Annotated in this window: 24 protein-coding genes and 1 pseudogene; 13 read left to right on the top strand and 12 right to left on the bottom strand. The window is 61.8% G+C overall.

Annotated elements, in window-relative coordinates; all coding sequences use genetic code 11:
- Positions 1–237 precede the first annotated feature (237 nt).
- Both P3T40_RS27515 and P3T40_RS27510 read left to right on the top strand, forming a co-directional pair.
- Positions 238–870 carry a DNA-3-methyladenine glycosylase gene (locus P3T40_RS27515; RefSeq protein WP_429270862.1) on the top strand — a complete coding sequence of 211 codons (633 nt, stop codon included), beginning with the start codon at positions 238–240 and terminating at the stop codon, positions 868–870.
- A 287-nt stretch (positions 871–1,157) separates the two neighbouring features.
- Complete coding sequence (locus P3T40_RS27510; protein ID WP_429270861.1) at positions 1,158–1,511, top strand: DUF4148 domain-containing protein; 354 nt, start codon at positions 1,158–1,160, stop codon at positions 1,509–1,511.
- Between the two features lie 175 nt (positions 1,512–1,686).
- On the opposite strand, the gene P3T40_RS27505 is transcribed toward P3T40_RS27510, so the two are convergent.
- Positions 1,687–2,127: a CBS domain-containing protein gene (locus P3T40_RS27505; RefSeq protein ID WP_429270860.1), complete on the bottom strand. Its 441-nt coding sequence runs from the start codon at positions 2,125–2,127 to the stop codon at positions 1,687–1,689.
- 302 nt (positions 2,128–2,429) lie between these two features.
- Between P3T40_RS27505 and ribA the strand changes: the two genes are divergently transcribed.
- Positions 2,430–3,077, top strand: a complete 648-nt coding sequence (gene ribA / locus P3T40_RS27500; protein ID WP_429270859.1) for a GTP cyclohydrolase II — start codon at positions 2,430–2,432, stop codon at positions 3,075–3,077.
- A 191-nt stretch (positions 3,078–3,268) separates the two neighbouring features.
- Here ribA and P3T40_RS27495 read toward each other — a convergent pair whose 3' ends face one another.
- Positions 3,269–4,168: an NAD(P)H-binding protein gene (locus P3T40_RS27495; RefSeq protein WP_429270858.1), complete on the bottom strand. Its 900-nt coding sequence runs from the start codon at positions 4,166–4,168 to the stop codon at positions 3,269–3,271.
- A gap of 196 nt (positions 4,169–4,364) precedes the next feature.
- Here P3T40_RS27495 and P3T40_RS27490 point away from each other — a divergent pair, with 196 nt between their 5' ends.
- Positions 4,365–5,231 carry a helix-turn-helix domain-containing protein gene (locus P3T40_RS27490; RefSeq protein ID WP_429270857.1) on the top strand — a complete coding sequence of 289 codons (867 nt, stop codon included), beginning with the start codon at positions 4,365–4,367 and terminating at the stop codon, positions 5,229–5,231.
- Positions 5,232–5,371: 140 nt separating this feature from the next.
- Here P3T40_RS27490 and P3T40_RS27485 read toward each other — a convergent pair whose 3' ends face one another.
- The 3 genes from P3T40_RS27485 to P3T40_RS27475 are packed head-to-tail and all read right to left on the bottom strand — an operon-like array spanning position 5,372 to position 7,033.
- Positions 5,372–5,761 (bottom strand): hypothetical protein, encoded by a 390-nt coding sequence (locus tag P3T40_RS27485; RefSeq protein WP_429270856.1) that lies wholly within the window; start codon positions 5,759–5,761, stop codon positions 5,372–5,374.
- Positions 5,758–6,339 carry a tetratricopeptide repeat protein gene (locus P3T40_RS27480; RefSeq protein WP_429270855.1) on the bottom strand — a complete coding sequence of 194 codons (582 nt, stop codon included), beginning with the start codon at positions 6,337–6,339 and terminating at the stop codon, positions 5,758–5,760. Before P3T40_RS27480 ends, P3T40_RS27485 begins: the two co-directional genes overlap by 4 nt.
- A gap of 4 nt (positions 6,340–6,343) precedes the next feature.
- Positions 6,344–7,033, bottom strand: coding sequence for a sigma-70 family RNA polymerase sigma factor (locus tag P3T40_RS27475; protein WP_429270854.1), 690 nt, complete (start codon positions 7,031–7,033; stop codon positions 6,344–6,346).
- Here P3T40_RS27475 and P3T40_RS27470 point away from each other — a divergent pair.
- Positions 6,986–7,962 (top strand): annotated as a pseudogene (locus P3T40_RS27470) (IS3 family transposase); the annotation flags it as partial. The gene P3T40_RS27475 and the pseudogene P3T40_RS27470 sit on opposite strands and share 48 nt — an antisense overlap.
- 1,205 nt (positions 7,963–9,167) lie before the next feature.
- A complete protein-coding gene (locus tag P3T40_RS27465) occupies positions 9,168–9,341 on the top strand; it encodes a hypothetical protein (RefSeq protein WP_429270853.1) in 174 nt (57 codons plus the stop codon).
- A gap of 294 nt (positions 9,342–9,635) precedes the next feature.
- Here P3T40_RS27465 and P3T40_RS27460 read toward each other — a convergent pair whose 3' ends face one another.
- The 6 genes from P3T40_RS27460 to P3T40_RS27435 all read right to left on the bottom strand — a co-directional run bounded on the left by P3T40_RS27460 (position 9,636) and on the right by P3T40_RS27435 (position 13,221).
- Entirely contained in the window at positions 9,636–9,944 is a 309-nt protein-coding gene (locus P3T40_RS27460) for a hypothetical protein (RefSeq protein ID WP_429270852.1), read from the bottom strand.
- A 188-nt stretch (positions 9,945–10,132) separates the two neighbouring features.
- Positions 10,133–10,465: a type II toxin-antitoxin system HicB family antitoxin gene (locus P3T40_RS27455; protein WP_429270851.1), complete on the bottom strand. Its 333-nt coding sequence runs from the start codon at positions 10,463–10,465 to the stop codon at positions 10,133–10,135.
- On the bottom strand, positions 10,462–10,716 hold the full coding sequence (locus P3T40_RS27450; protein WP_429270850.1) for a type II toxin-antitoxin system HicA family toxin: 255 nt from the start codon (positions 10,714–10,716) through the stop codon (positions 10,462–10,464). Before P3T40_RS27450 ends, P3T40_RS27455 begins: the two co-directional genes overlap by 4 nt.
- Before the next feature lie 44 nt (positions 10,717–10,760).
- Positions 10,761–11,606: an anti-sigma factor family protein gene (locus P3T40_RS27445; RefSeq protein ID WP_429270849.1), complete on the bottom strand. Its 846-nt coding sequence runs from the start codon at positions 11,604–11,606 to the stop codon at positions 10,761–10,763.
- Positions 11,603–12,121, bottom strand: coding sequence for a sigma-70 family RNA polymerase sigma factor (locus P3T40_RS27440; RefSeq protein ID WP_429270848.1), 519 nt, complete (start codon positions 12,119–12,121; stop codon positions 11,603–11,605). The genes P3T40_RS27445 and P3T40_RS27440 overlap by 4 nt, the downstream gene beginning before the upstream one ends.
- 218 nt (positions 12,122–12,339) lie before the next feature.
- A complete protein-coding gene (locus tag P3T40_RS27435; RefSeq protein WP_429270847.1) occupies positions 12,340–13,221 on the bottom strand; it encodes an anti-sigma factor family protein in 882 nt (293 codons plus the stop codon).
- 241 nt (positions 13,222–13,462) lie between these two features.
- Here P3T40_RS27435 and P3T40_RS27430 point away from each other — a divergent pair, with 241 nt between their 5' ends.
- Positions 13,463–14,551 carry a catalase family peroxidase gene (locus tag P3T40_RS27430; protein ID WP_429270846.1) on the top strand — a complete coding sequence of 363 codons (1,089 nt, stop codon included), beginning with the start codon at positions 13,463–13,465 and terminating at the stop codon, positions 14,549–14,551.
- Entirely contained in the window at positions 14,548–15,093 is a 546-nt protein-coding gene (locus P3T40_RS27425) for a cytochrome b (RefSeq protein ID WP_429270845.1), read from the top strand. The genes P3T40_RS27430 and P3T40_RS27425 overlap by 4 nt, the downstream gene beginning before the upstream one ends.
- Positions 15,094–15,113: 20 nt before the next feature.
- Here the strand turns inward: P3T40_RS27425 and P3T40_RS27420 are convergent, their stop codons facing one another.
- Positions 15,114–17,594, bottom strand: a complete 2,481-nt coding sequence (locus P3T40_RS27420; protein ID WP_429270844.1) for a GcvT family protein — start codon at positions 17,592–17,594, stop codon at positions 15,114–15,116.
- 259 nt (positions 17,595–17,853) lie between these two features.
- Here P3T40_RS27420 and P3T40_RS27415 point away from each other — a divergent pair, with 259 nt between their 5' ends.
- The 5 genes from P3T40_RS27415 to P3T40_RS27395 all read left to right on the top strand — a co-directional run bounded on the left by P3T40_RS27415 (position 17,854) and on the right by P3T40_RS27395 (position 24,533).
- Positions 17,854–18,663, top strand: coding sequence for a DeoR/GlpR family DNA-binding transcription regulator (locus tag P3T40_RS27415; protein ID WP_429270843.1), 810 nt, complete (start codon positions 17,854–17,856; stop codon positions 18,661–18,663).
- Positions 18,664–18,898: 235 nt separating this feature from the next.
- Positions 18,899–22,231: an SNF2-related protein gene (locus P3T40_RS27410; RefSeq protein ID WP_429270842.1), complete on the top strand. Its 3,333-nt coding sequence runs from the start codon at positions 18,899–18,901 to the stop codon at positions 22,229–22,231.
- Positions 22,228–22,737, top strand: a complete 510-nt coding sequence (locus tag P3T40_RS27405) for a DUF1697 domain-containing protein (protein ID WP_429270841.1) — start codon at positions 22,228–22,230, stop codon at positions 22,735–22,737. Before P3T40_RS27410 ends, P3T40_RS27405 begins: the two co-directional genes overlap by 4 nt.
- Positions 22,738–22,977: 240 nt before the next feature.
- Positions 22,978–23,397: a hypothetical protein gene (locus P3T40_RS27400; protein WP_429270840.1), complete on the top strand. Its 420-nt coding sequence runs from the start codon at positions 22,978–22,980 to the stop codon at positions 23,395–23,397.
- Between the two features lie 437 nt (positions 23,398–23,834).
- Complete coding sequence (locus P3T40_RS27395; RefSeq protein WP_429270839.1) at positions 23,835–24,533, top strand: response regulator transcription factor; 699 nt, start codon at positions 23,835–23,837, stop codon at positions 24,531–24,533.
- Positions 24,534–24,575 lie beyond the last annotated feature (42 nt).

Below are 24,575 nucleotides of genomic sequence, written 5' to 3'. Positions count from 1 at the left end.
GAGTGATGCAAACCTGTCTGCTGATCAAGCGGGCCGAGGCACATGCAAGCCTGCAAGGGCTGTGCGGGTGACCGGAATGTAACAATACTCTAACTGAAAGAATTATGAACGCAAGCGTGTGGGGAAATGCTGCTTTGATACAACGGATTGCCTTGCAATCGCAACAAAGAGTCAGTCATTGCGCGGCTTTGCTACCCGCTTTTCGTTGAGCAGACAACTTTTTCGTCGTACGTATCTATGACACAGCCGTTGCTCCCGATCATTCCATTGCGCCGTGAAGACTTGCCGGTCGATACGGTTGAGCTGGCTCGCTACATGGTCGGCAAATACGTGGTGCACGACGTGCCGGAAGGGCGCATGAGCGGGCGGATCGTGGAGACCGAGGCCTATCCGGTCGGCGATTCGACCAGTTATGCGTTCGTCGGGCGGCGGCCCTATAACGCCGCGATGTTTCTTGCTCGCGGGCATGCTCATGTGCGGCTCACGTATGGCGTCTCGTACATGTTTAACATGTCGAGCGAGGCTGAGGGAACGGGCGCCGGCATTCTGTTTCGCGCCATCGAACCGCTTGAGGGTCTCGCGTTGATGGAGGCGCGCCGCCCCGGCGTGAGCCTGCGCGATCTCGCCCGTGGACCGGGCCGCCTCTCGACTGCGCTCGGCATTGGGCTCGCGTTCGACGGAGTGGATCTGTGTGCGGGGCGCGGTCTTTGGATCGGCAAGATCGAAGCGGAGGACATACCGGTTGCCGTCACCAAACGCATTGGCTTGTCGCGTGAAATGCACGAGCTGCTGCGCTTCTATGTGCCTGGCAGCCCGTTCGTCAGCGGGCCCCGCAAGCTTCTGATGCAGCCCACTTCGGCCTCCATCTGAGCGCTTCGCGCACCACGGCGGGGCGCTTTGCGGCCTAGACGACCGACCGTGAAGGGAATTGCTTGACGGTCCGCTTTCAAATATTACGAAATTGGCAATTACTACGTTAAAGGTGTCAGGTCGTCGGAGTTTTGCTCGGGTTTCCCCAACACCCTTGCGATTTTCGCAAATATATATCTCGTAATTAAGGGTTTTCCCTTGAGAATGCGCTGACTAGACTGGAACTACCCGCTTTTCACATGTTGTGTCAAGCGAAGTCAAAAAACCAGATCTGGAGGGAAGCCATCATGAAGTCGCTCATTCAAGCTGTTGCTGTCGCAGCAATCCTCGCCGCTCCTGTCGCCGCGTTCGCTCAGGCCGCGGATACCAGCCAGCAACCCATGACGCGTGCTGAGGTCAGGAACCAGTTGATCCAGCTGGAACAGGCCGGGTACAACCCTTCTGACTCCAACGACCCGAACTACCCGGCCGACATCCAGGCTGCTGAACGGCGCGTCCAGGCGGAAAACCCGCCGGTAGCCCAACAGCCCGTCGCCGATACAAGCGGCTATGGTCCGTCGACGGCCGGTTCGTCGGCCTCGGGCACGATGCAAACAATGCAGCCGGCAGTACGGAATCAGGGGATTTACTTCGGCCACTAATCCGGCCAACACATTCAGACGCATAACCAGGCGTATGCCGCTGCAATCGATGCATGCGGCATATCCTGATTAAAACGAATCGCAGGAACCTCCGCTGCCGCAAGGTAGCTTCGCCCAAACCGGATGGCTTGGGCTTTTTTTGCTTCTGCGACGCTTGCTGCCGTGCGGGAACGGCTCAGGGATGCTCGCCCGTAATGTAGAACTCGAGTTGCTGGATGGTGAACTGCTGTTCAGCAATGATGTTCTTCACCAGATCGCCGATCGAGACCATTCCCACTAGCCTGTCCTGATCGATGACCGGTAGATGGCGCATGCGCCGTTCGGTCATCAGCGCCATGCAGTCATCCGTGGTCTGGTCCAGATGCACGAAACGCACTGCTTTGCTCATGATGTCCCGCACGGGCGTGGCTTTCGACGCGCGGTCCATCAGCACGACCTTGCGTGCGTAGTCGCGCTCGGTGATGATGCCGGCGATGCTGTCGCCATCGGTCACGACCAGCGCGCCGATCTGCTTTTCCGCCATGAGTTTGATCGCGTCGTAGACGGAATCGTCCGCCGCAACGGTAAAGACGCCTTGATTCGGTTTCGATTTGAGAAGTTGCGCAACGCTTGTCATGGAGCGGCTCCGTTTCGCAGTGCAGCACGTCGGCACAGGACGTGCGGTCGTAATGGAAGGCTTTTCCAGTATAGGCGGCGCACGCGCATCGGGCACTCATGGGCAAATCCCTGGTGCCTGGTGGCGAACTCTGGTGGCTAACTTTTACCCAACTGACTGGCGCACCGGGCCTTGTCGGCCGGTGCCCGTTGCGACGTGGAGCACGCGCCGGCAAGTGTGCGAGGCCGATTAGCGGTAAACTCCAGTTCCATACTTTATCCCCGGTTGTTCACGGGTTCATGTCAGTGCCTTTGCCTAACGCCATGCCCACGCCTCACATTCCGTCTGTCGCAGACGGTCAACATAACGGCGAATGCGTCATTCTCGACGCGGTCGCCACGCTTCCTACCCGGTACGGGACCTTCACGTCCTACGTTTTTCGCGTGTGCGACAGCGGCGCGGAACATCTCGCCCTCGTGATGGGCGACGTCGCAGACAATGAACCGGTGCTCACGCGCCTGCATTCGGAGTGCCTGACCGGCGACGTCCTCGGCTCGTACCGTTGCGATTGCGGCGAGCAACTCGACCTCGCGCTGCGCTATATCGCCGCCGAAGGCCGCGGCGTGCTGCTGTATCTGCGTGGTCATGAAGGGCGCGGGATCGGCCTGTCGAACAAGATTCGCGCCTACGCGTTGCAGGAGCAGGGGCGAGATACGGTTGAGGCCAATCTCGATCTCGGCTTGCCCGACGATTCGCGCGAATACGATTCGGCCGCCGGCATTCTGCGTACGCTGAAAGTCACCTCGGTGCGGCTGATGAGCAACAATCCGAAGAAGTTTGACACTTTGTCGGAACACGGCATTCCCGTGTGCGAGCGGGTCGCGCTGGCGATTCCGATGCGTGAGGAAAACGAGCGCTATATCCGCACCAAGCAGGTCAAGTTTGGGCACTACTTCGACGAGAACGAGTGAGGCCCAGTGAGGCATCCGCCTCAGCCGGCCCGGAGTGGGGCGGCTGAGGGGTGTTATCGCGGCGTATATCGCGCTATTGCAGCATCGCGGCCCCGGGCGACAAGCGACAATCAAAAGTAAATGAAGTCGTCGTTGCTATCCGGTATTGCGTTGAGCAGTTGCTCAAGTTGATAGCGGCCAGCCAGTCCCGTTTAGCTCGCGGCAGCTTCGACACGGGGCAGGATCGACGCCAAGACCTCCGCTAGTGGCGTGGTCCCGAAACGGCGTTCACCCACCCCCGCTTCGACATCGATGCGGCCATCGTTATGCGTGTCGTAGAGATCCGTGATCAACTGCGCGTGATTAAAGCTGAGTCCAGCGCGCAGCAGCATCGCCGTCCAGGCTTGGCGCGGCAACGCCTGCGCCGCGACTGCGCGCCCGCTTAGCTCGCTGAGCTTGCGCGCCACATCGAGCGCGCTGATCCGCTGCGGCCCTTCAATGCTGACGATCCGCGGCGAGACCTCGCCGTCAGGGTCGTTGTCCATCAGCAAGTCGGCGGCGAGCCGCCCCACGTCCTGCGCGGCGACTGTCGGAAACAGCTTGTCGAGCGGATGATGCAGGCTCGGCAATGCTCCCGCTGCAAGCGCGGCCGGCACCACGCGGCCCCAGTTCTGCATATGCTCCGCCGCGCGCAAGAAAGTCAGATGGCTCGTGACGGGCCTTAACTGCGCTTCGAGCTCGTGAAACAGCAGCGTGATGCCGGTGTCGCGATCCAGTTCTGCGCCATAGTCGGACAGCGCCAATATCCGCGGCGGGGGATTGGCCCGCAACGCGTCGGCTGCGATGTCGATCATGTGCCGCATGGTGTTGGCCGGGTGATGGTCGGCATGCGGGACCGGACAGAGAATTTGCACGGCGTCCGCGCCTTCGATTGCTTTGGCGACGGACGCGCGATCGGTGAGTTCGGCTATCGCGATCTCGCAGCCTAGCGTCGCAAGATGCTCGCCTTGCTGCTCAAGGCGAACCACGGCGCGCACCGCACGGCCGGCCTCGCGCAGGCGGACCGCGGTGGCGTTTCCTACATTGCCTGATGCTCCAAAAACGACGAACACGTTGCGCTCCTTGTGGGTAGGGTGTCCCCATCATAGAAGCGCGCAATGCGCGGGACGCGCAGGGACGGATTGCCATGAGCAGATCCGGATGACTGTTTTCGCGCTCTTTCGCGTCACGGATGGGACAGGTCCTGCAGCGACCAGCAAAACACCGCACAATGCAGGCACGTCTGTCGTCATTCGAGAGGGGTTCGCAATGAACGCTGTGATACCGATTCCCACGCCGCACTCGGGCACCCGCATCAGTCTGCGATCGAGCGCCGGCCTCGGCTGGCAAGGCTTCGGCGCGGAGCTGTTCAGTGTGGCGGCGGGGGTGCACCGGATTCCGGCGCAGCAACATCACCGCATCGGCATTCATATCGGCACGCCGGTCAAGGCTCATTGCCTCTGCGACGAGCGGCGCCATGTGCGCCTCCAATCGCCGGGCGACACCGACGTGATCCCCGCGGGACTCGACGGTCAATGGGCCGACGAGTCCAATTGCACGATCTTCACCGTGTGGTTTGCCGACGCGTTCGTGCGCAGGACCTTCGAACAGATGGCGTTGCGTGAGAGCCAGGCGCAGATCCGTCCACAGTTTCAGATGCGCGATGCGCGTTTTCAGCATCTGGCGTGGGCATTGCGCGCCGAGCTCGAAGCCGATGAGGTGTCCGATCCGCTCTACGCGGAGAGCCTCGGCACGGCGATGATCGTGCGGTTGGCCGATGGGGCGCCGGCGCTCGAGGGTAAGCGCAGCAAACGGCTCGCGCCGCGCATGGCCGCGCGGGTGGTTGAGTTCATCGAAAGCAATCTGGAGCAGCGTCTTACGTTGAGCGAACTCGCTGCGCTGGCGGACCTTAGTGCGCCGCATTTCAAGGTGCTGTTTCGGGAGACGCTAGGTGTGCCGGTGCATCAGTATGTGGTGCAAAGGCGCGTTGAGCGGGCGCGGGCGTTGTTGTTGCAGGGCGCGTTAAGCGCGAGTCAGGTGGCGTTGGAGACCGGGTTCGCGCATCAGAGCCATATGGCGCGCTGGATGGGCCGGGTGTTGGGGGTGACGCCGCGGGAGTTGGTGAGGGGTGGGTGAAACGAGGTCCTGATACGGCCGATGCAGTCGGGATGACGAATGCCGTTTTTCACTCATTCACCAGGCATGGGTAACAATCCGTACCCGAATGATCAGACGTATCGTAGTTCCCACGTGGTAGGAGGGGCTAAGCGCGCGGCTCAGCTGTCAATGAACTTACGCAGCATCTCACGGGTATGCGGCTCTTCGTCGAGGCAGCCACAGATCCAATCACCCATCTGCTGGAATGCCGGATCATTGCCGACTTCGGCCCCGAATTCGCGAAGGAGGAGCCCCTCGACTGCAACGCGAAACAGTTGGCGTTCTGCGCTTACGCCTGCGGCTCGTAGGGTCTCGATCTGCGCATGGATCGCATCTCTGGCATGGTCGGGCCGGTCTTGCGGCGATGCCGGCCCACGCCGTGACGACGCTACGGTCCGTGGGCGTGAGGACGCACGCTCCCGGCGCTGCGATTTTTCGGCAAGTTGCTGGCGGAGCAGCAACATCACTTGATTGAGCGTGGAAATAGGATCCATGGCGGTGAATGTCAATGACGTGTTTGATTGCCATGGTAGCCGGAGAGCAGCAGATGGCCTTGATGCGGTTGCGCGTCCAGGACCGCGCGCTGCTGTTGCCGTGCGTGCTCGGTGACTTGCCCGATCACACTGCGAATATATGAATTGATCAATGGGTATTGCTGATTCAGCAGCAGACCCCGATCAAGCTCTTCGAGCGCGACGTCGAACTGGTCATGGGCAAGACTGAGCAAGCCGCGCTTCAGGACCCGCAAAGGATCATCCTCAGCGAGCTGATCTAACGTCGACCAGGTAGCGGCGGCCTCCGAAGTGCGTGCGCTGACTAGATCAAGCAGACCCAGCATGAAAGTCGCTACGTGGAATTCGGGTGAAAGCTCGATAGCCCGCGAGAAATCGCTTCGGGCCTCGCTATGCCGCCCCTCGCTGGCATAGATGGCACCTCTAAGAAACCATAGCCGGTAGTCGAACGGCCAGTCTGCAAGCGTGTTGTTCAACACCCCCAGCGCTTTCTCGTCGCCGTCCCCGATGGCTTGCATGATCGACGACATGACGTTGTCGCTGCACTGGTTGGACGAATTGGATTCGATGGTCATAGTCCTAACTTACGGCAAATAAATGTTGGGTCTCGCCGATCCGGGCTCGCAATTCGAGAAGCGCCGCACGATGCAATTGCGAAATGCGACCCTTGGTCAATCCGAAGATGTCGGCAATCTGTTCAAATGCGAGTCCGTGGAAGTAGTGGTAGCGAATGATCTTCTGGTCTCGCTCCGCCAACTGACCGACCGCACCGTGCAATCGCTCGCGGGTCTGGCGCCATGCAATGGTTTGGTAGGCGTTGCCGTACGGCGTCGGCTTTGAAGTGCAATCCTCGACCAGACCGGTATCGTCGAGGAGGAAACCTATCGCCAGTCCTACCGCGAGCGTGGCAAGCGTTTGAAAGGTGTCGTGTGACCGATCGGTGGTTTCGGGCTCCGGCTCAAGAGAGATAACGCGTTCACGACGCATGCGCCGTTGCAATGAGACCTGCTCCTGGCCGTCGCTTAGTCGCGTGATTCCTGCCAGTACACTGCCCCTAAGGCGCGGGGTGCAGAACGTCCGGAACGAAACACCCCGGTCGGGTTTGAACCGGTCGATCGACTCGAGCAATCCAACGCAGGCCAACTGCAGAAAATCCTTGAATTCGACATCGTCGCGGTGTCGTCCGGCATAAAGTTGGGCGGCGATCGCGCGGGCGTAGGGCGCCGCGAGAACCGGCAGTTGAAGATGGAGCGCGACATACTCTCTCACGCAGCGGCCTGGTTTGCCCGGGAGACGGGAGCCGTATCGCCGAAGGATACGGATTCATGAGAGCGAACCGGGCCCGCTGGCCCATCGCCACGATGGCGCGGCTGCTCAGGGTCTCCACGAGCGGCTATTACGCGTGGCTGGTACGGGAGCCTTCGGCACACGCATGCGGTGACGCACAGTTGCTCGCGCGCATCCGTACGCTGCATGCGAGCTCGCGCGGCACGTATGGGGCACCACGTATTCATGCGCAGCTGGCACGCGAAGGCATGCACGTGGGACGCAAGCGGGTGGCGCGCCTGATGCGCATGGCTGGCCTGCGTGGCGCGAGCCGGCGGCGCTGGCCGCACACCACGCGGCAACGCGCAGGTGCACGCCGTGCCCCCGATCTGGTGCGCCGGCACTTCAGCGCCGACGCCCGCGATGTGCTGTGGGTAGCAGACGCCACATACGTGCCGACCGCTGAAGGGTTCCTGTATCTGGCGGTGGTGCTCGATGTATTCAGCCGCCGCGTCGTCGGCTGGGCAATGTCAACCCATCTGTACACCGAACTGATGCTGCGTGCACTGGACATGGCGTTGCTGCAGCGGCGTCCCGAGGGGGTGATCCATCATTCGGACCAGGGCTGTCAATACACGTCCATTGCCTTCGGGAGGCGTTGCCGCGAGGCTGGCGTGCAGCCGTCAATGGGGACTGCCGGCGACGCCTATGACAACGCCATGTGCGAATCATTCTTCGGCACGCTCGAGACGGAGCTGCTGATGCGGGAACACTTCGCGACCCACGAGCAGGCCCGCGCACGCATCTTCTGGTTTCTGGAATTGGGTAGCCCCGTGCCCTTGCGGACACGGAGCCCCCGAAGAACCGTACGTGCGAGTTTCCCCGCATACGGCTCGAGCACAGCGTTAAGCGTCGCACTGACGCCGGCCTAGCCCGAACCGCACAAGGCCTTCGCAAACCCTCGCGTCGTCGGTCTGCCTGATCACTCAGGTGAAGGGCGCTGAACCAGCTTGCGCCGGCCACTCTCAAGCTGCCTTTCATGAGACCTCAGGTGCGCGTCTGCGACAGCTGCACCACACGGAAGTCAGCACCCTTTCAGGTCGGGGCAAATTTTGAACCCGTGTCCGGGCGGCTACAGCCCGGCATTCGCTTTTTCCGCGTTCTCTTACCCGCTCCCCCAACAGCTTGCCTCACGGCTCACCTGCCACGGGTCCGGCTTCAGACCGATGGCGGAGAATCGGGCTTACCACGTTCCCGTTCCTGCCAACCCAGATGCAATTTGAACTTCTCCTCGCAGTGGGCCTGTCCGTTTAGCGCCCGTCTTTTCCCCGGCAGCATTGTGACGACGTGCTCCTACAACCCAAAGGAGCATCCAGCTGCGTGCCTTTTTGGCTCGGGCCTATAAGCCGCTTCGGCCCGTTGTTGTTTACGAGGTTTATCAACGGTTCACATCTGTTGCGCATGCGGAACTTGCCTGGCCCCCACGCCGCATTGCGGCTTGCAGCGTCGTCACTCACCGTCGCCAGTGATGACGTCTTTCGACGAGACGTTGTCCCTGGAGCTTCGCACCCGACCGTTACCAGTCACGCACGTCCAGGTAGGCAACTGCCGGTCGTACGGCAGGTCACGGCACGTCAAGCCGCGCGTGACAAGACAGAAACAGACTTTGCCATCCACTACATTGCCGATTTACGTCCGGCGGACGGCGACACGTGTCGCACAGGCTGGTACAACATACGCCGCCTGCATAGCAGTATCGGCTATTGCTCGCCGCTCGAATTCGAAAACCTGCATTCGCAGGATCAAATGTCATCGCCGCGCGGGTTGCCCACCGCCGGGCAGCGCCATGGTCGTGACAGGCGACCCGCCGCCCGGCCGTGGACAACCCGCGACTCAACACTCCCGGGAGGTTCAACATCACACTAAACCCAACTGCAAATCTGTCCGTTGAACCGGGTCAATCTCAGGTGTCGAGCTAACCTTTGCGAAGAGCACTCGCACTTGGACAACTCCTGCCGGTCTTGACTATGGTCCTGGCTCCGTTCATGGGAATCGAGTTCAACACGTACTTGACCATGCTGTGCCGAATCCCAGCAAGACGACTCACAGTGTCTTCAGTGTGGATCGAAAAGAGGTATTGGGAGTAGTTGACGAGGCATGGCGTGCAAAAGGAAGCCCGTTGCCGAATGATCCCGGTGCTTATGTTGTTTCTATGGGGCGTACGATTGGTACTGCTGGCGAAACCAATATCAAGATTATTGTTCGACCTGGTACCAACCAAATCATTACCGCTTATCCATTTAGCAAGTAAGGAGTTTAGAAATGCTGTGTCCCCGATGCGAGCAAGGCGATATTGCCAAGGCAAAGATCAAGAAGACAGGGGCGGTACTGTTTGTGTGTCAAGAGTGTGAGGCTACCTGGTTCTCACTTGAGGACATCGGGGTTGCACCGTTTGTTGACTTTGGAACGCATATGGAAGAGATAAGCTTGGCGCCACTGTGGAGTGAGTTGGAGATTATGGGCTCGTGATTGCAGGAGGGCTGAACATAAGATAAAACCCAAGGGCCGCGGAAGCGGCCCTTGGGTTTTTAACGGAGTATCTGGATCAGTCGATCCTGAGGCCGCCGCGCTGTCTGATCTGCTCGCTGGTCATGGGTCTGCCTGCGATCGTATAGTCGCGATCGAGAGAAAGGGTGATCTTGCCGTGCCGGTGATCAACGCTGAGCATAACGCGCTGGCCGGGCAGGAAGCCCACCTGTTCGAGCATTGCGTCGGTGACCTGCATCCACGGAAAGGCGACGCGTCTGCGCTGTTCCTGCGGGTTGCCTGTGCCGGGCGCTTCCTCAAGTTCTACGGAAATGTTCGTCGGAGGCTCGGCGCATGCGCGACGTGGTTTAAGATTGATGTTACCCATGGTCAACTCCCTCAATGAGTTGGTTGTGGTCAGCGGGCAGTGAGTGCTGGTAACACTCATTGCCCGCGCTTTGTTTACGCGGTCCTTCCCCCTAAAAGGGGCATTACACGGTCGACCTTGGCGCGCTTGATCATGTCGCTCGCGTGTGAGATTCAAAACCCGTTAATGCGCGGCGTTGAACCCCTCGCTCACGTCCTGACTTCGTGCTCAATAGCGCGCTCAATGAGCTGGTTGAGGCTGATTCCCTCAGCCGCGGCAGTCTCGACCGCACGAGCATGTAGCTCAGGGTCAATGCGGGCATTGAAGCGGCCCGAGAAGTGGCGGACCGGATCAATGCCGTTCTCTTCGCAGACCTCGAGAAACGTTGCCAGAGACCTGGCGCCTTCAACCTTCAGGGTGGGGATATCGCTGGCATAGAAGTCAGCACCACCGTTCAGGCCGAGGAACTCGCCGCGCAGCATATCGGTGTCCGGGTCATAGCTGATGACGGCGCGATGATTGTTGATGGTGAGGATGTTCATGGTTTGACTCCGTTCGATTCGAGCCATTTGCGGATGCTGGCCACCGCGCCCTTATCGGTGGTGGGCCGGGGATGTGGCCTGTGGTAGACCTGTACCTGGTCGAACAGTACAACCGCAATCCGTGAGCCTTCGCGTTCCGTGATCTTTGCGCCGAGTTCGAGAAACAGCGCTTCGATGTCCAACCATCTCACGTTGGCCGAAACAGGGTGCGCAAAGATCAGTTCGAGGGTTCGGATGTGGGCTCGCTTCATGGAAGCAATAGTACCATTTAATGGTACTATTGCAACACCCCCCATTACCCCCCCTTCACCGCCGTCAACTGCGCATAAACATCATGCGAAAGCTGCAGCAAAATCTTGCGATCAATCCCGCCCGAAACCGCATACCCATAATCCCCATCAACCCAATAGAACACGTTCACCGGCCCATCTTGATACAGCTTGAACGCGGTGGTATTCGAATTCACCTTCCGGTGCGAGATACACAGCGTCACCCTTTCATCCCCGGGTCCGCGATACATGAACTGCGCAACGGGACCGTCCGCCCCGGGCAGAATCCGCCCGCCGCTCAGTTCAAACCCGCTCTTTTTGAGCAGCGGCGCATGAACATCGGTGCCGAGCTTGTTCGACAGCCATTGCACGAAATCCTGATCCTGGTCCGTGCCGGTGCTATCCGGCACCTGTACTGCGGGCATATACACCACGTGCGCCACCGCAGCCTGCCGCGCAAGCCCATCCGACGCATCCGCACTGACGGGGCGCGTATCCGAAGGATTACTGCCCATGCCCATGGAAGTCGGCATCGTGCCCGGCACATCCTTCCCCATCTGCGTACCCACACCAATGCCGACACCCAGCACCAGCGCCGCCGCCATCCCCGCGAATTGCGGCCAGTTCGCCGCATCGAGCCAGCGCCGCTTGGGTGCCGGCGGTTGCAGCCGCTTGGGCACCGGCTCGCTTAGCACGCGGTCATAGCGCTCATGAAACAGATTGTTCAGTGAAAAATAGTCGCTGACCCGCGAGGCCAGTTCCGGGTTCTGCTCGAGGGCGCGCTCCACCTGGGCGCGGCGCTCGTCGGACAGTGTGCCGTCCACGTACGCGTGAAGCTCTTCTTCGCCGATCGGAGTGATTTGTTCGTTCATCGCACCACCTGTAATTTCGCTCCGGGCTGTGTGCCCGCCATCAAAGCCCTAAGCCGCTCACGCCCGCGTGACAGCCGCGACATCACTGTGCCGATCGGAATGTCCAGCGCGAGCGCCACGTCGGCGTAGCTCATTTCTTCCAGTCCGACCAGCAGCACCACTTCCCGCTGCTCGGAGGGCAGGCGCTGCAACGCGTAGTCGAGATCGCGCATTTCCAGCGAACGTGTCTGGTCGGACGCCACCGCGAATTCGCTCTCGGAGACGCTGTCGTCGTCCACGGACACGTGCACGGCCCGCACCGACGCCTTGCGCGCCTGGTTCGCGAAGACGTTGTGCATGATCGTGAACAGCCATGCGCGCAGGTCGGTGCCGGCCTGAAACAGTGCCGTACGTCCCAATGCGCGTTCCAGCGTGTCCTGCACCAGATCGTCGGCCAAGTCCCGGTTGTTTATCAGCGCTCTTGCGTAGCGCCGCAGTCGCGGGACGTGCTCCATTAATTCGTCACGGATGTCCATTGCCTTTACCAGTGAGTGCCTCCAGGCCTGCCGCTTCGCGCCGGGCTTCCCCCGCGGGGGGCGAGAGAACCTCGGGCGGACCGGGGTTCTCCTAGGAGAGGTGCTGCGTCGGACGCCCACAAGGCCGCACGACGGCGTTTCAGGTGCAAACACGCCTGTTGCCATTTTATTCCCGCCGGCAACCTGGGCGGAAATAGGCGTCAGCGGAAATAAGTTGCTTATTCAGCCTTTGCGTAGCGCATGGTCATCAAGTCGGCGGCGCTCATCAGGCCGCGCGCGTCGGCCGCGCCGGCCAGCACGTAGCGGTGGTGGTGCGCGTTCCAGATCAGGAGCCGTAGCGTGCCCACACGCTGCGCGCCCCACTGGTTTTGGGCGGTGACCGATCGCGAGCGTGCCACGAGCAGTACCACTGGCTGATCCTCGGCGTTCAAGTAGACATATTCAGCGGCGCGTGCCAATGGGCCCAGCTTGAGCGTCCGATAGCTCACCAGGTGCATGCCGACTGGGGCTAGATTGGGTGCGTCCGGCGCTACGTCGAGCGGGGCGGGCGCTGCTGCCAGCGCCGCCGCTGGGCCGGAGGCCGTGGTAGCGGGCGCTGTCGTGCCGGTCGCTGCCGCACTGACCCCTGCGCTGACCCCATGAGGCGATCCAGCCGGCGCGCTTAGGTGACCGTCGGTCGCCTGCGCCAGCGCCATGACGGCGGCGTTGTTTAGCGCTTCCTCGGACACTTGTGACGCAGCCATCCAGCCGCTCGCGGCCAGCAGGGCCAGAGCAACCGCGAGCATCAACGCCAGCAAGTTGCGCAACGGACGCAGCATGGCCGCCCGGATGCACCGTTCGAGCCACCGGCCGGGCGCACTACGGGCGAGTGCCTTGCCGGACACCAAGGGGGGCGGCAAAGGCTCGTCGGTCGGCACGAAGCTATCCTGGATCTGCTGGTTCAACTTGCCGTAAAAGGCCACCCGGCGAGCCTCGCCCGGCCGCTTGCCGAGGTACTGGCGCAGATGGGCGGCGCGTTCGGGCGGAAGAAAGCCGTCGGCATAAGCCTGGATATCGGTTTCGGAGAGCGGCGGATCGTGCCGCGGATCGATCGGTTTCATGGTGTTCGTGCCAGGAGATTGTCTGTTCACCCGCTAACACGATCCTGTAGCCGTTTATTCCACATTTATGAACAACGAAAACGGCGCAGCCGGGCGCACGCGGGGGCATGCCGCCATGACGTGCTTTCGCTGTGATGGGCTGGATCCGCCACCATCCCACGAATTCGCTTCAGCCAGGAATAAACCTTTGGCCCCTGTGTTTGCTGCCAGTACACAGCCTCAAAAAGCCAAAGGAGTCCTTGTGAACAAGCCCTCATTCCCACCGCCCGCGCCCCTCTGCGTGCCATGCCGGCTCGCCGCCATCGGCGCCGTCGTGGTGGCCATGGCAGGTGGTTTCGCCTACGTGGCCGGCTGGCTCACGCCGCAGCGCCTGACCACCCACCGCATCATCAGCGCCTTCGAAGCGGACAACGGTACTCATCCGGGCTTTCGCCGTAACCATGCAAAAGGCGTGTGCGTAGCCGGCTACTTCGACAGCAACGGCAACGCTGCGGCGCTCTCGAACGCGGGCGTATTCGCGGCGGGGCGAACCCCGGTCATTGGCCGCTTTGCGATTCCGGGCGGCAATCCGTCTGCGCCCGACACCAGCGTGCCGATCCGCAGCCTCGCTCTGATGTTCACGCAGCATGATGGCGAGCAATGGCGTACCGGCATGAATTCGGTTCCGGTGTTCCCGGTTCGTACACCTGAGCAGTTCTATCAGCAATTGGTCGCGGCGAAGCCTGAATCGGCGACGGGCAAGCCAGACCCCGCTGTGCTCAAGGCGTTTTACGCGGCCAATCCGGAAACGCAGCCGTTTCAGGCATGGGTGAAGGGGCATCCCCCGTCGTCCAGTTTCGCAAACGGCGCGTACTACAGCGTGAATGCTTTCCGCTTCGTCGATGCCGATGGCGAGTCGCACGCCGTACGTTGGGCAATGGTCCCGGAAACGCTGTTCGCGCCGATCACCGACGCGCAAAAAGCCGAGAAGAATTTTCTGGACGCCGATCTCGAGCAGCGTCTGCAGAGCGGCCCGCTGCGCTGGCACCTGATCGTGACGGTGGCCGCGCCTGGCGATCCGACCAACGACGCCACGCAAATGTGGCCAGCTGCCCGGCAGCAGATCGACGCCGGCACACTCACAATCGACCATGAGACCTCGCAGGACGACGGCTCCTGCCGCGACGTCAACTTCGATCCGACGGTATTGCCCGCGGGCATCCGAACTTCGGACGACCCGTTGCTTGCCGCACGTTCGGCGGCCTATTCGCTTTCGTATAACCGGCGCACTCGCGAAGAAGCGCTCAATCCCAATCTGCATCACCCGCAGCAAAACGGAGATCGGTCATGACGCCGACGCATTCACATTTCAGCCCCGTCCAGAGACTGCTTCATTGGACGATGGCGTTAGCAATCCTCATCATGCTGTTCGTCGGCATCGGTATGGTTGCGACAGTCTCGCAAGCACACAATACGTTGATCGCGCTTCACAGGCCGCTCGGCATCGCGATACTGCTGCTGGTGCTGCTCCGGATTGCCGTGCGGCTTAAGCGCGGCAGCCCGCCGCTGCCGGACGACATGCCTGTGCTGCAGCGATTCGTCGCCAAACTTTCGCATCTGGTGCTGTATGCGCTGATGCTGGCCATGCCGCTTGTAGGTTGGGCGATGCTGTCAGCCGCGGGGTATCCGGTGACGATGTTCGGTTCGATTCACCTGCCACCGATCGTGCCGCATGACGTCCAGCTTTACGCCTTGCTGCGTGCGTTGCACACGTACCTGGCGTTGGCGTTGTTTCTGACCGTGCTGGGCCATCTCGCGGCCGCGCTGTTTCATGGACTGATCCGGCGCGATGGAGTGTTTTCGAGCATGGCGCGCGGCGCTGGTCGCGCGTGAAAACCGCGCGGGCGGCCCGTTCAGCTTTTCACGCGTTCCGAGCGCGGATCGTACGGCGCCTTCAGATGAACGGTCGCGGGCAACAGATCGCCGGCGACGTCGATCTCATAGCGGCCACTCGTCAGATACGCTGCATCAGCCGCACCCTCCGGATTGTTGATGTAGCCCATCGCCACCGGGCGGCCGAACGTGTGGCCGAAGGCCGCCGAGCTGACGAAGCCCACCGGTTTGCCGTCACGGAGGATCGCTTCGCCGCCCCACAGCATGCGGTCGGCGGCGCCGTTGGCGGTGAGCACGACCATGCGCCGGCGCAGCGGCTCTGCCCGCAGTTTCAGCAAAGCTTCACGGCCACGGAACGGGATCTCCTTGTCCAGCTTGCAGGCGAACGCCAGACCCGCTTCGAACGGATTCGAATCCGGCGTCAGTTCGCGGCCCCATGCGCGGTAGCCTTTCTCGATCCGCAGCGAATCGATCGCGTAATAGCCCGCGTTTAGAAGCCCGAACGGTTTTCCCGCAGCATGCAAGGTCTCATAGACGCCGGCGGCGAATTCGACCGGTACGTAGAGTTCCCAGCCCAGCTCACCGACGTAGGTCAGCCGCGTAGCGCGTACCGTTGCGTAGCCGATGTCCACTTCGCGGCTCTGGCCGAACGGAAACGCCGCATTGCTCCAGTCAGCCTTCGAAATGCTCTGCAGCAGATCGCGCGAACGCGGTCCCATGACGGCCAGCACCGCGTACTGGCCGGTGACGTCGACCAGCGTGCAACGCTTGTCGTGCGGGATCGACTTCTCGATGTAGTCGAAATCGCGTGTGGTTTGAGCCGAGCCGGTGACGATCAGGTATTGATCGTCGGCGAGGCGGGTCAGCGTGAAATCGGACTCGTAGGTGCCGCGCTCGTTGAGCATGCCCGTATAGACAGTGGTGCCCGTCGGCACCGAAACATCGTTGGTGACGATGCCTTGCAGCACGCTCTCGGCGTCACGTCCCTTCACCAGAAATTTCGAAAACGACGTCATGTCGAACAGCGCCACGCCTTCGCGGCAAGCGCGATGTTCGGCGCCGCTCCACGGCAGCCAGTTCTGCTGGCCGAAGGCGTACTCGATCTTCGCTTCCGCTGGGCTCGGCGCGAAGAAGTTCGGCCGCTCCCAGCCCATCTTGCTGCCGAAGCTCGCGCCTGCGTCGCGCAACATCGTGTAAAGCGGTGACCGGCGGAATGGGCGCGCGCTATCGAGCTCGCGGTTCGGCCAGGGCATCGCATAATGCAGCCCAAGCGTTTCCTTCACGCGGTCATGCAGCCACGTGTCGTTGCCGTTAAAGCGCGCGAAGCGCCGGATATCCACCGGCCACAGGTCCATGGTCGGCGTGCCGGCGACGATCCATTCGGCCAGCGCCATGCCGGCGCCGCCGGCCGATGCGATGCCCATCGAATTGAAGCCCGCGCCGACAAAGAAGTGGCGCAGTTCGGGCGCCTCACCGAGGATAAAGTTGTTATCGGGCGTGAACGACTCCGGTCCGTTATAGAACTGACGGACTTGCGCGGTGCCGAGCGCGGGTACGCGTTGCAAGGCGTTTTCCATCAGGATCTGGAATTGATCCCAATCGTCGGGCAGCAACTGGAATTCGAAATTCTCCGGGATGCCGTTCATGCCCCAAGGCTTGGCGTTCGGCTCGAAGCCGCCCATCACGAGGCCGCCTACTTCTTCCTTGAAGTAGATGAAGCCGTCCGGGTCACGCATGACCGGCAGATCGGGGTGCACGCCGGCAATGCGCTCGGTGACGATGTAGTAGTGCTCGGCCGAATGCAGCGGCACCGTGACGTCACACAGGCGGCCCACGGCCTTCGCCCATTGACCCGCGCAGTTCACGACGATTTCCGCGTTGATCGTGCCTTCGGCACCGTCCTTGTTGCGCCACGCGAGGCCGCTTACCTCGCGTCCGCCTGGCGTTTGCCGCGTGTGGATGGCAGTGACACGCGTGTTTTCGACGATCCGCGCGCCGCGCGTGCGGGCGCCGCGGGCGAGGGCCTGGGTCAGATCGGTGGGGTTGGCCTTGCCGTCGCCAGGCAGCCAGACTGCGCCGAGCAGGTCGTCGGTGCGCATCACCGGCCAGAGTTCGCCGGCTTCCTGCGGGCCGATGACATCACACGTCACGCCGTAGGCCCGGGCGACGGCCGCGGTGCGCTTGAGTTGCGTCATCCGCTCCGCCGTGCGCGCGACCGAGAGCGAGCCGCATTGCTTCCAGCCGGTGGCGAGGCCGGTGTCCGCTTCCAGTTCGGCGTAAAGCGCAGTGGAGTAGCGGATCAGTTTTGTCATGCTTTCCTGGGCGCGCAATTGCCCCACGAGGCCTGCAGCGTGCCAGGTCGTGCCGCAGGACAGTTGCCCCTGTTCGAGCAGGACGACATCGGTCCAACCCAGCTTCGTCAGGTGATACGCCACGGAGCAACCGATGATGCCGCCGCCGACGATGACTACCCGGGCGTGTTGGGGAATAGATGTAGACATGGGTTGGATTTTGACTGGTGCGTGTTGATATGCGTGGAAATGTGTGGACGTAGATTGCAACAAAAGACCGCAAAACGCAACACTGTCACATAAAATTCATTGCCTTGCGGAACCGAGGAGAGCGTGAATCAACTGCAGCACGGCCTTCGCAGGCCTTTGTCCAGTCTCTGTTGACTCTCGTGGGAATTTGTGGAAACGACTTTCCCTGCGACAGCGCGTTTGCTAGACTGACCGCCACCTTGATCCTCCCGCATCCCGTATGTTTTCAACCCAACGCCAATCTGAAATCCTGCGCCTTGTGCGGGCGCAGCAGACCTGCACGATCACTGAGCTGGCCGAAGTCTTCGCCGTGTCCGACGAAACCATCCGTCGCGACATCAAGCCGTTGATCTCGGAAGGTGTGCTGCTCAAGGTGCATGGCGGGGTGATGTTGCCGGACCGCCTCGACGAGCCGCCGTTTCAGCGTCGCATGCAGGAGAACCTCGAGGCGAAGCGGGTCATTGCGGCGCGCGTATGCGATCTGGTGCGCGATGGCGACTCGCTGATACTCGACGGCGGCACGACCTGCGTACATATCGCCAACGCGCTGTGTGCCCGGTCGCGGCTGACGGTCGTCACCAATTCCGCGGAAATTGCCCGCACGCTCGCGCCGCGCAACGACAACCGCGTGTTCATCGCGGGCGGTGAATTGCGCGCCGACGACGCCGCGGCGTTCGGCGAGAGCACGCTGGCGTTCATCCGCCAGTTTCACGTGCGCTACGCGATCGTCTCGGTGACGGCGGTCGACGCGCAGGGCCGTTTCATGGATGCGCAACCCGACGACGTCTCCTATTCCCTGGCCGCGTTTGCGCAGGCCGAGCGGCGGGTCGTGGTGGCCGATCACGCCAAGTTCGGGCACAGCGCGCTGGTACACGCGTTTGGGTGCGATGCAGTGGACCTGTTGATCACCGACGAGGCGCCGTCGCCGGCGCTCGCGCAGGTGTTTGCGGCTGCGGACCTGGAAGTGAGCTTTGGTGCGCCAGCGTCCGCGACGCCTGTCGTGGATGATCCGGCGGGCGTGACGACCTGAACAGTCCCGCCATCGCGAGCCGGAAGCGCTCGCAACCGCACGGGCCGGATTTTGCGCCACCCGCCGCCTAACCCCGCCCAACAGCGTTTTTCGACACATGCGAAAATAGTCGGCTATCAGCGGCAAACGCAGCCGGGAACAGGACGCCAGGTCATAAGCGGGGATGCCTCGCCCGCCGAATCCTTCAACCCGCATCGTCGCCGCGCGCCAGAACACGCATGGATGGGTCACCCGGATGTCGTCAGTTTTCTATGATCGAGAAGATATTACGAAGTGGTTAGGGGCCAGGACCGTCGCCAAGGCGCGCGATTACGTCGATGCGGTCTCCAATCTGCACTGGGAAAACAACACCCTGAGCGGCGAAGTGCAGGGCACGCAGCGCCATCCCTATGTGGTGGATATCCAGTTTCATGACGTCGGCGACGACCTGTGGGTAGAGGGCGATTGTTCCTGCCCGGTCGGCTTCCAGTGCAAGCACATGGCGGCCCTGCTGATTGCTGGCCTGGAAGAGGCCGGGGCGCAGTCCGGCGTGCGTCCCGAGCTGGTCAGGTGGCTGGAGACATTTCGCGCCCATGCCGGCCATGCTGAGTCCGGCGCGCCCGGCAAAATCCCTTCAACCGCAGCGGCCACCCACGCGCTCGCCTATCGGCTGGGCTGGTCGCGCTTTCAGCAGCGTCACGAGATCCAGTTGTTCAAGGCGCGGCTCGGTGCCGATGGCGAGGTCCGCGCGATCGACGAGCCGTGGAGCAATGTCGAAGCAGCGCTGATCAAACCACCCAAATTCGTTTCGGACGACGATCTGGTGATCCTGCGTAGCTTGTGGCTCGGCCATTCGCGCGAGAATCACGGGCATTTCATTTTGCGCGGCGCGAACGGCGGTGACGTGCTGCATAAATTGATCGCAACCGGTCGACTGTTTCCAGCCCTGGCCGCCGACGGTGCCTCGCGAGGCGCGCCTCGCCCGCTATCGATGGGAGCGGCACGGGCGGGCCATATCGAATGGGAAGCGCAGTCGGATGACCGTCTGAGGCCGGTGTTGCGCACCGATCCGCCGGCCGCGATGGTGCTGGCGACCGAGCCGGTCTGGTACGTCGACGCAGACGCCGGCGAAGCCGGGATCGTCGAGCTCTCCTTACCGTTCCAGCAATTGCCTGATTACCTGTCGATGCCGCCCATTTCGCTCGCGGAGGCGCCGCTGGTCGCGGCCGTGCTGCGCGAGGTCGCGCCCGATCTGCCCCTGCCGCCTGCGCTCGACACCACCAAGGTGCGCGTGATCGACGCCGAACCGGTGCCCGTGCTGGCGCTCAACACCTTGCCGATGGCTGCGCTGGGCGTCGGCAAGGCTGCGCAGCGCAGCCATCTGCTGGACTTTGCCGCGGTCAGTTTCGACTACGAAGGCGTCAGCATCAAGGCGGAAAGCCACGCCACCCTGGTGCCGCTCCCGGGCGGCAACGTGATCCACATCCGGCGCCGCTACGATACCGAAAAGCAACGCCTGCTCGAGTTGCGCAAGACCGGCTTGCAGGTGGTGCCGGCGAGCGGCGCGTATTCGCGGCACGCACTGCCGGAGACGCTGCTCGCGTTACCTGAGGTCGACGCATGGCCCGAGTTCGTCGACGAAGCCGTGCCCGCGCTCGACAGCAAAGGCTGGCGCGTGACGATGGCGCCGACATTCCGTCATAACGTGATCGAGATCGACGCGATCGAAGGCACCGCGCGCCAGGCCGGCGATGGCTGGTTCGACCTCGAGATGGGCATCACGCTGGGCGATCGCACGGTCCGCCTGGAACCGCTGCTGGCGGGCCTGTTCCGGCGCGACCGGCGCTGGCTGGGCGGCGCGCTCGAAACGATCGACGACGAAGAAGAGATCGACCTGACCACCGACCGCGCCGAGCGCTTGCGCCTGCGCGCCGGCCGGCTAAAACCGGTGGTGCGCGTGCTGGTCGATCTGTTCGACGGCCTAGGGAGCTGGAAGGGCGACGAGAACATCAGGATTCCTGAGCTTGATGCGGGACGCCTTGCTGCCCTGAACGACACGGGCCGCTGGGAATTTCAGGGTGACGACTCGATCCGTCAGTTGGCTCAGCGTCTGCAGAATGGCGCCGGTGTGAAGGAGGCTCCGGTGCCGCGCGGGCTGCAGGCCGAGTTGCGCGAGTACCAGCATCAGGGACTGAGCTGGATGCAGTTCCTGCGCGAGCACAATCTGGCCGGCATCCTGGCCGATGACATGGGGCTCGGCAAGACGGTTCAGACGCTGGCCCACGTGCTGGCGGAGAAGGAGGCTGGGCGCCTCGACCGTCCGGCGCTGATCGTCGTGCCGACCACCCTGGTTCACAACTGGCGAGAGGAAGCACGCCGCTTTGCGCCGGACCTGAAGGTGCTGGATCTGAACGGGCCGCAGCGCAAGGAGCGCTTCGAGTTGATCGGCGAGCACGAACTGATTCTCACCACTTATGCATTGCTGTGGCGCGACCACGCGGTGCTGTCCGAGCACGAGTATCACCTGCTGATTCTGGACGAAGCGCAGTATGTGAAGAACGCCACCACCAAATCGGCGACTGCGATTCGCGACCTGCGGGCGCGGCACCGTCTATGCCTCACTGGTACGCCGCTCGAGAATCACCTCGGCGAATTGTGGGCGCAGTTCGATTTTCTGCTGCCGGGTTTTCTCGGCACGCAGAAGGACTTCACCAAACGCTGGCGCAATCCCATCGAACGCAACGGCGATGGTGTCCGGCGCGAACTGCTGGCACGGCGGATTCGTCCGTTCATGCTTCGCCGCCGCAAAGACGAGGTGGCGAAAGAACTGCCGCAGAAAACCACCATCGTGCGTACTGTCGATCTGGAAGGGGCGCAGCGCGACCTCTATGAAATCGTCCGTACTGCGATGCAGGCGAAAGTGCGTGCAGCCGTGAACTCTCAGGGGCTCGCCCGTAGTCACATCATCGTGCTGGATGCGTTGCTCAAACTGCGCCAGGTGTGCTGCGATCCGCGTCTCGTGAAGCTGGAAAAAGCGGCACGCGTCAAGGAGTCGGCCAAACTCGAACTGCTGCTGGCGATGCTGCCGGAGCTGATCGAAGAGGGCCGGCGCGTGCTCTTGTTTTCGCAGTTCACCGGCATGCTGGAACTGATCGCGGCCGCGCTCGATAAGGCCGCTATCCCGTACGTTACGCTGACTGGCGACACGACCGATCGCGCCACGCCCGTGCATCGCTTCCAACGCGGCGAGGTGCCGTTGTTCCTGATCAGTCTGAAAGCGGGCGGCGTGGGTCTGAATCTCACGGCGGCGGACACGGTGATTCACTACGACCCGTGGTGGAACCCGGCGGCCGAGAATCAGGCAACGGACCGTGCGCATCGGCTTGGCCAGGACAAGCCCGTGTTCGTCTATAAACTGATCGCGGCGGGCAGCATCGAAGAGAAGATTGTCCGGCTGCAGGAGAAAAAGGCGGCGCTGGCCGACAGCATCCTGTCTGAGGACGCAGCGGGAACGGTTAAGTTCTCCGATGATGATCTAGATGCGTTGTTTGCGCCAATGCCGGAGATTGCGAGGGCGAGTGGACGATGACCCATTACGTTGCTTTGTTACGCGCCGTGAATGTCGGCGGCACCGGCAAACTCCCGATGGCCGAGCTTCGGGCCATGTGCGAGTCTCTTGGCTTTGCCAACGTGCGCACCTATATTGCGAGCGGCAACGTCGTCTTCTCGAGCAAGCTGTCTGAAACGGCTGTCAAGAAGAAGCTGGAGAGCGCTCTTGAGACCTACGCGGGCAAGCCGGTCGGCGTTCTGATCCGAACCGCCGCGGAACTCGCCGCCGTACTCGACGCCAATCCGTTCAAATCCGCCGCACCGAACCAAACGGTCGCAATCTTTCTCGACTCAGTGCCGCCTGCGGATACCTTGAGCGGTGTAAGCGGCCAGCAGACCGAAGAAATCGCGCTCGGAGTGCGCGAAATTTACGTGCATTACGGCAACGGAATAGCCAAATCAAAACTGAAGATTGCGAACGCCAAAACTGGAACCGCACGCAACATGAACACGGTGGCAACCCTCGCCGAGTGGGCAGCCGCTTAGTAATCTCCCGTAGCAAAAGCATTTCCCGCCTCAACACACGCGTGTGCGCGCTGCCACACACAGATCGAAACCGATCTAACAATCTTTAAACGATTTAAATTGAGACTGTTCTTATACTGTCTCGACGGAATGTAAATATTTGTCCACACTCGGGCGCGCGACGCACGAGTCAGTATGCGAATTGCATCGCGCTGGGCGGCAATAGCGTGACAGATGCTGTGCCGCTTAACGAGGGATTGGATGTTTTTTAGACCGCGCACGACGCGCATTCCGTTCAAGGCGAACGAGCGGAAGCGCAAGGTTGGGCAGCGCTTGCAGCGCATCGAGCCCGATCTGACGAGCGACCGCCATGCGCGCGCGGCGATCGAAGCCTACGCGGACTCGTGTGCTGTCGACATGCCATGGCTCGCGGAATTGCTGCGTCAATCGGAAGCTCATGGCACGGGCGATCTGAGCGCCTGTGCGGCAACGGTGCGTCGCGTGTTCGCGCTCGCCCAGGATTGGGCGGCGGGGCAGCCGGACTATGCACACAGTGCCTGGGAACACGTGCGGATTCATCTCGAGGCGGCGTTGAACCGTCAATTGAAGCCGCAGGAAGACGATAACAATGAGGATGGTAAGCGTGAGGCACAGCGCCTTGCGCCCGCCAGGACAGGTTAGACGGGGCCACAGCATCACTGCGTGAGCGAGACCAGTTGTACAGCCCGTTGAAGGTCTCAAGAAACCGTATAAAAAACCTGAGAGACAGGGTCAAGCGTTGAGCCGAAACCGGATGGCAGGAGGATGGCATTCGGAAGGGGATGGCCGTTTTCGATTATGATGAAAATGCCTATTCACTTTACGTGACTGGGCAAATTGCGCGCCATTTTTGAGATATATCGGATACCTGTTTTAAACAGGCGTTTTTGGTGCGCGGCCAATAATCGATAAATAGCGTTGTCGATGGAGGAGTCCGTTGCCCGAAGGTCAGCGCGCGGAATGCGCACGTGGCGTTTAAAGGCAAAGGGGCGTCGTAGCGCGGTGTATCCGGGCCGCGCCGAATCGAATCGATGACCGGCCATCCAGATACGAATAACGGTGTTGCATTGCGGGGTGTTATGAGAATTGCAGTCCTGGATGACGATGCGGCTCAGGCCGATCTGGTGTGTCAAACGCTCTCGGCCGCTGGCCACATCTGCCATGCCTATGCCGAGGGCCGCGCGCTGGTGCGCCAACTCCGGCGCCAGACCTTCGATCTGCTGGTGCTGGATTGGAATGTGCCGGATATGTCGGGCGAAGAAGTGCTGCGCTGGGTGCGCGAGAGCCTGTCCGAGCGCTTGCCGGTGCTGTTCATGACGAGCCGCAGCCGTGAGACCGACATCACGTCGATCCTCAATACGGGGGCGGACGACTACGTCGTCAAGCCGGTATCGGCGGGCGTCTTGCTGGCGCGCGTCGGTTCGCTGCTGCGGCGCGCCTATCAGCTCAACACGACCGCGCTGAAGGAAGTGTTCGGCGAATACGAGTTCGATCTGAGCGCCAAGCACGTCGTGGTACGCGGCACCGCGGTGGCCGTGACGCAAAAGGAATTCGACCTGGCACTGCTGCTGTTCCAGCACCTGTGCCGGCCGCTGTCGCGCGCCCATATCCTGGATGTGATCTGGAAGCAGGCCACCGAAATCCCGTCGCGCACCATGGACACCCACGTTTCGATGTTGCGCAGCAAACTGGGGTTGCGGCCTGAAAACGGCTATCGCCTGACGCCGATCTATGGCTATGGATACCGGCTGGAGCGCATCGAAAAGGGGGATGCGTGAGCTTGTCCGGATCCACGCTGCCGGTTTGTCTGCCGGCGGCCG

This window comes from Paraburkholderia sp. EB58, assembly GCF_050436665.1.
Taxonomy (GTDB): domain Bacteria; phylum Pseudomonadota; class Gammaproteobacteria; order Burkholderiales; family Burkholderiaceae; genus Paraburkholderia.
This window is presented reverse-complemented; position numbering and strand designations above follow the sequence as displayed.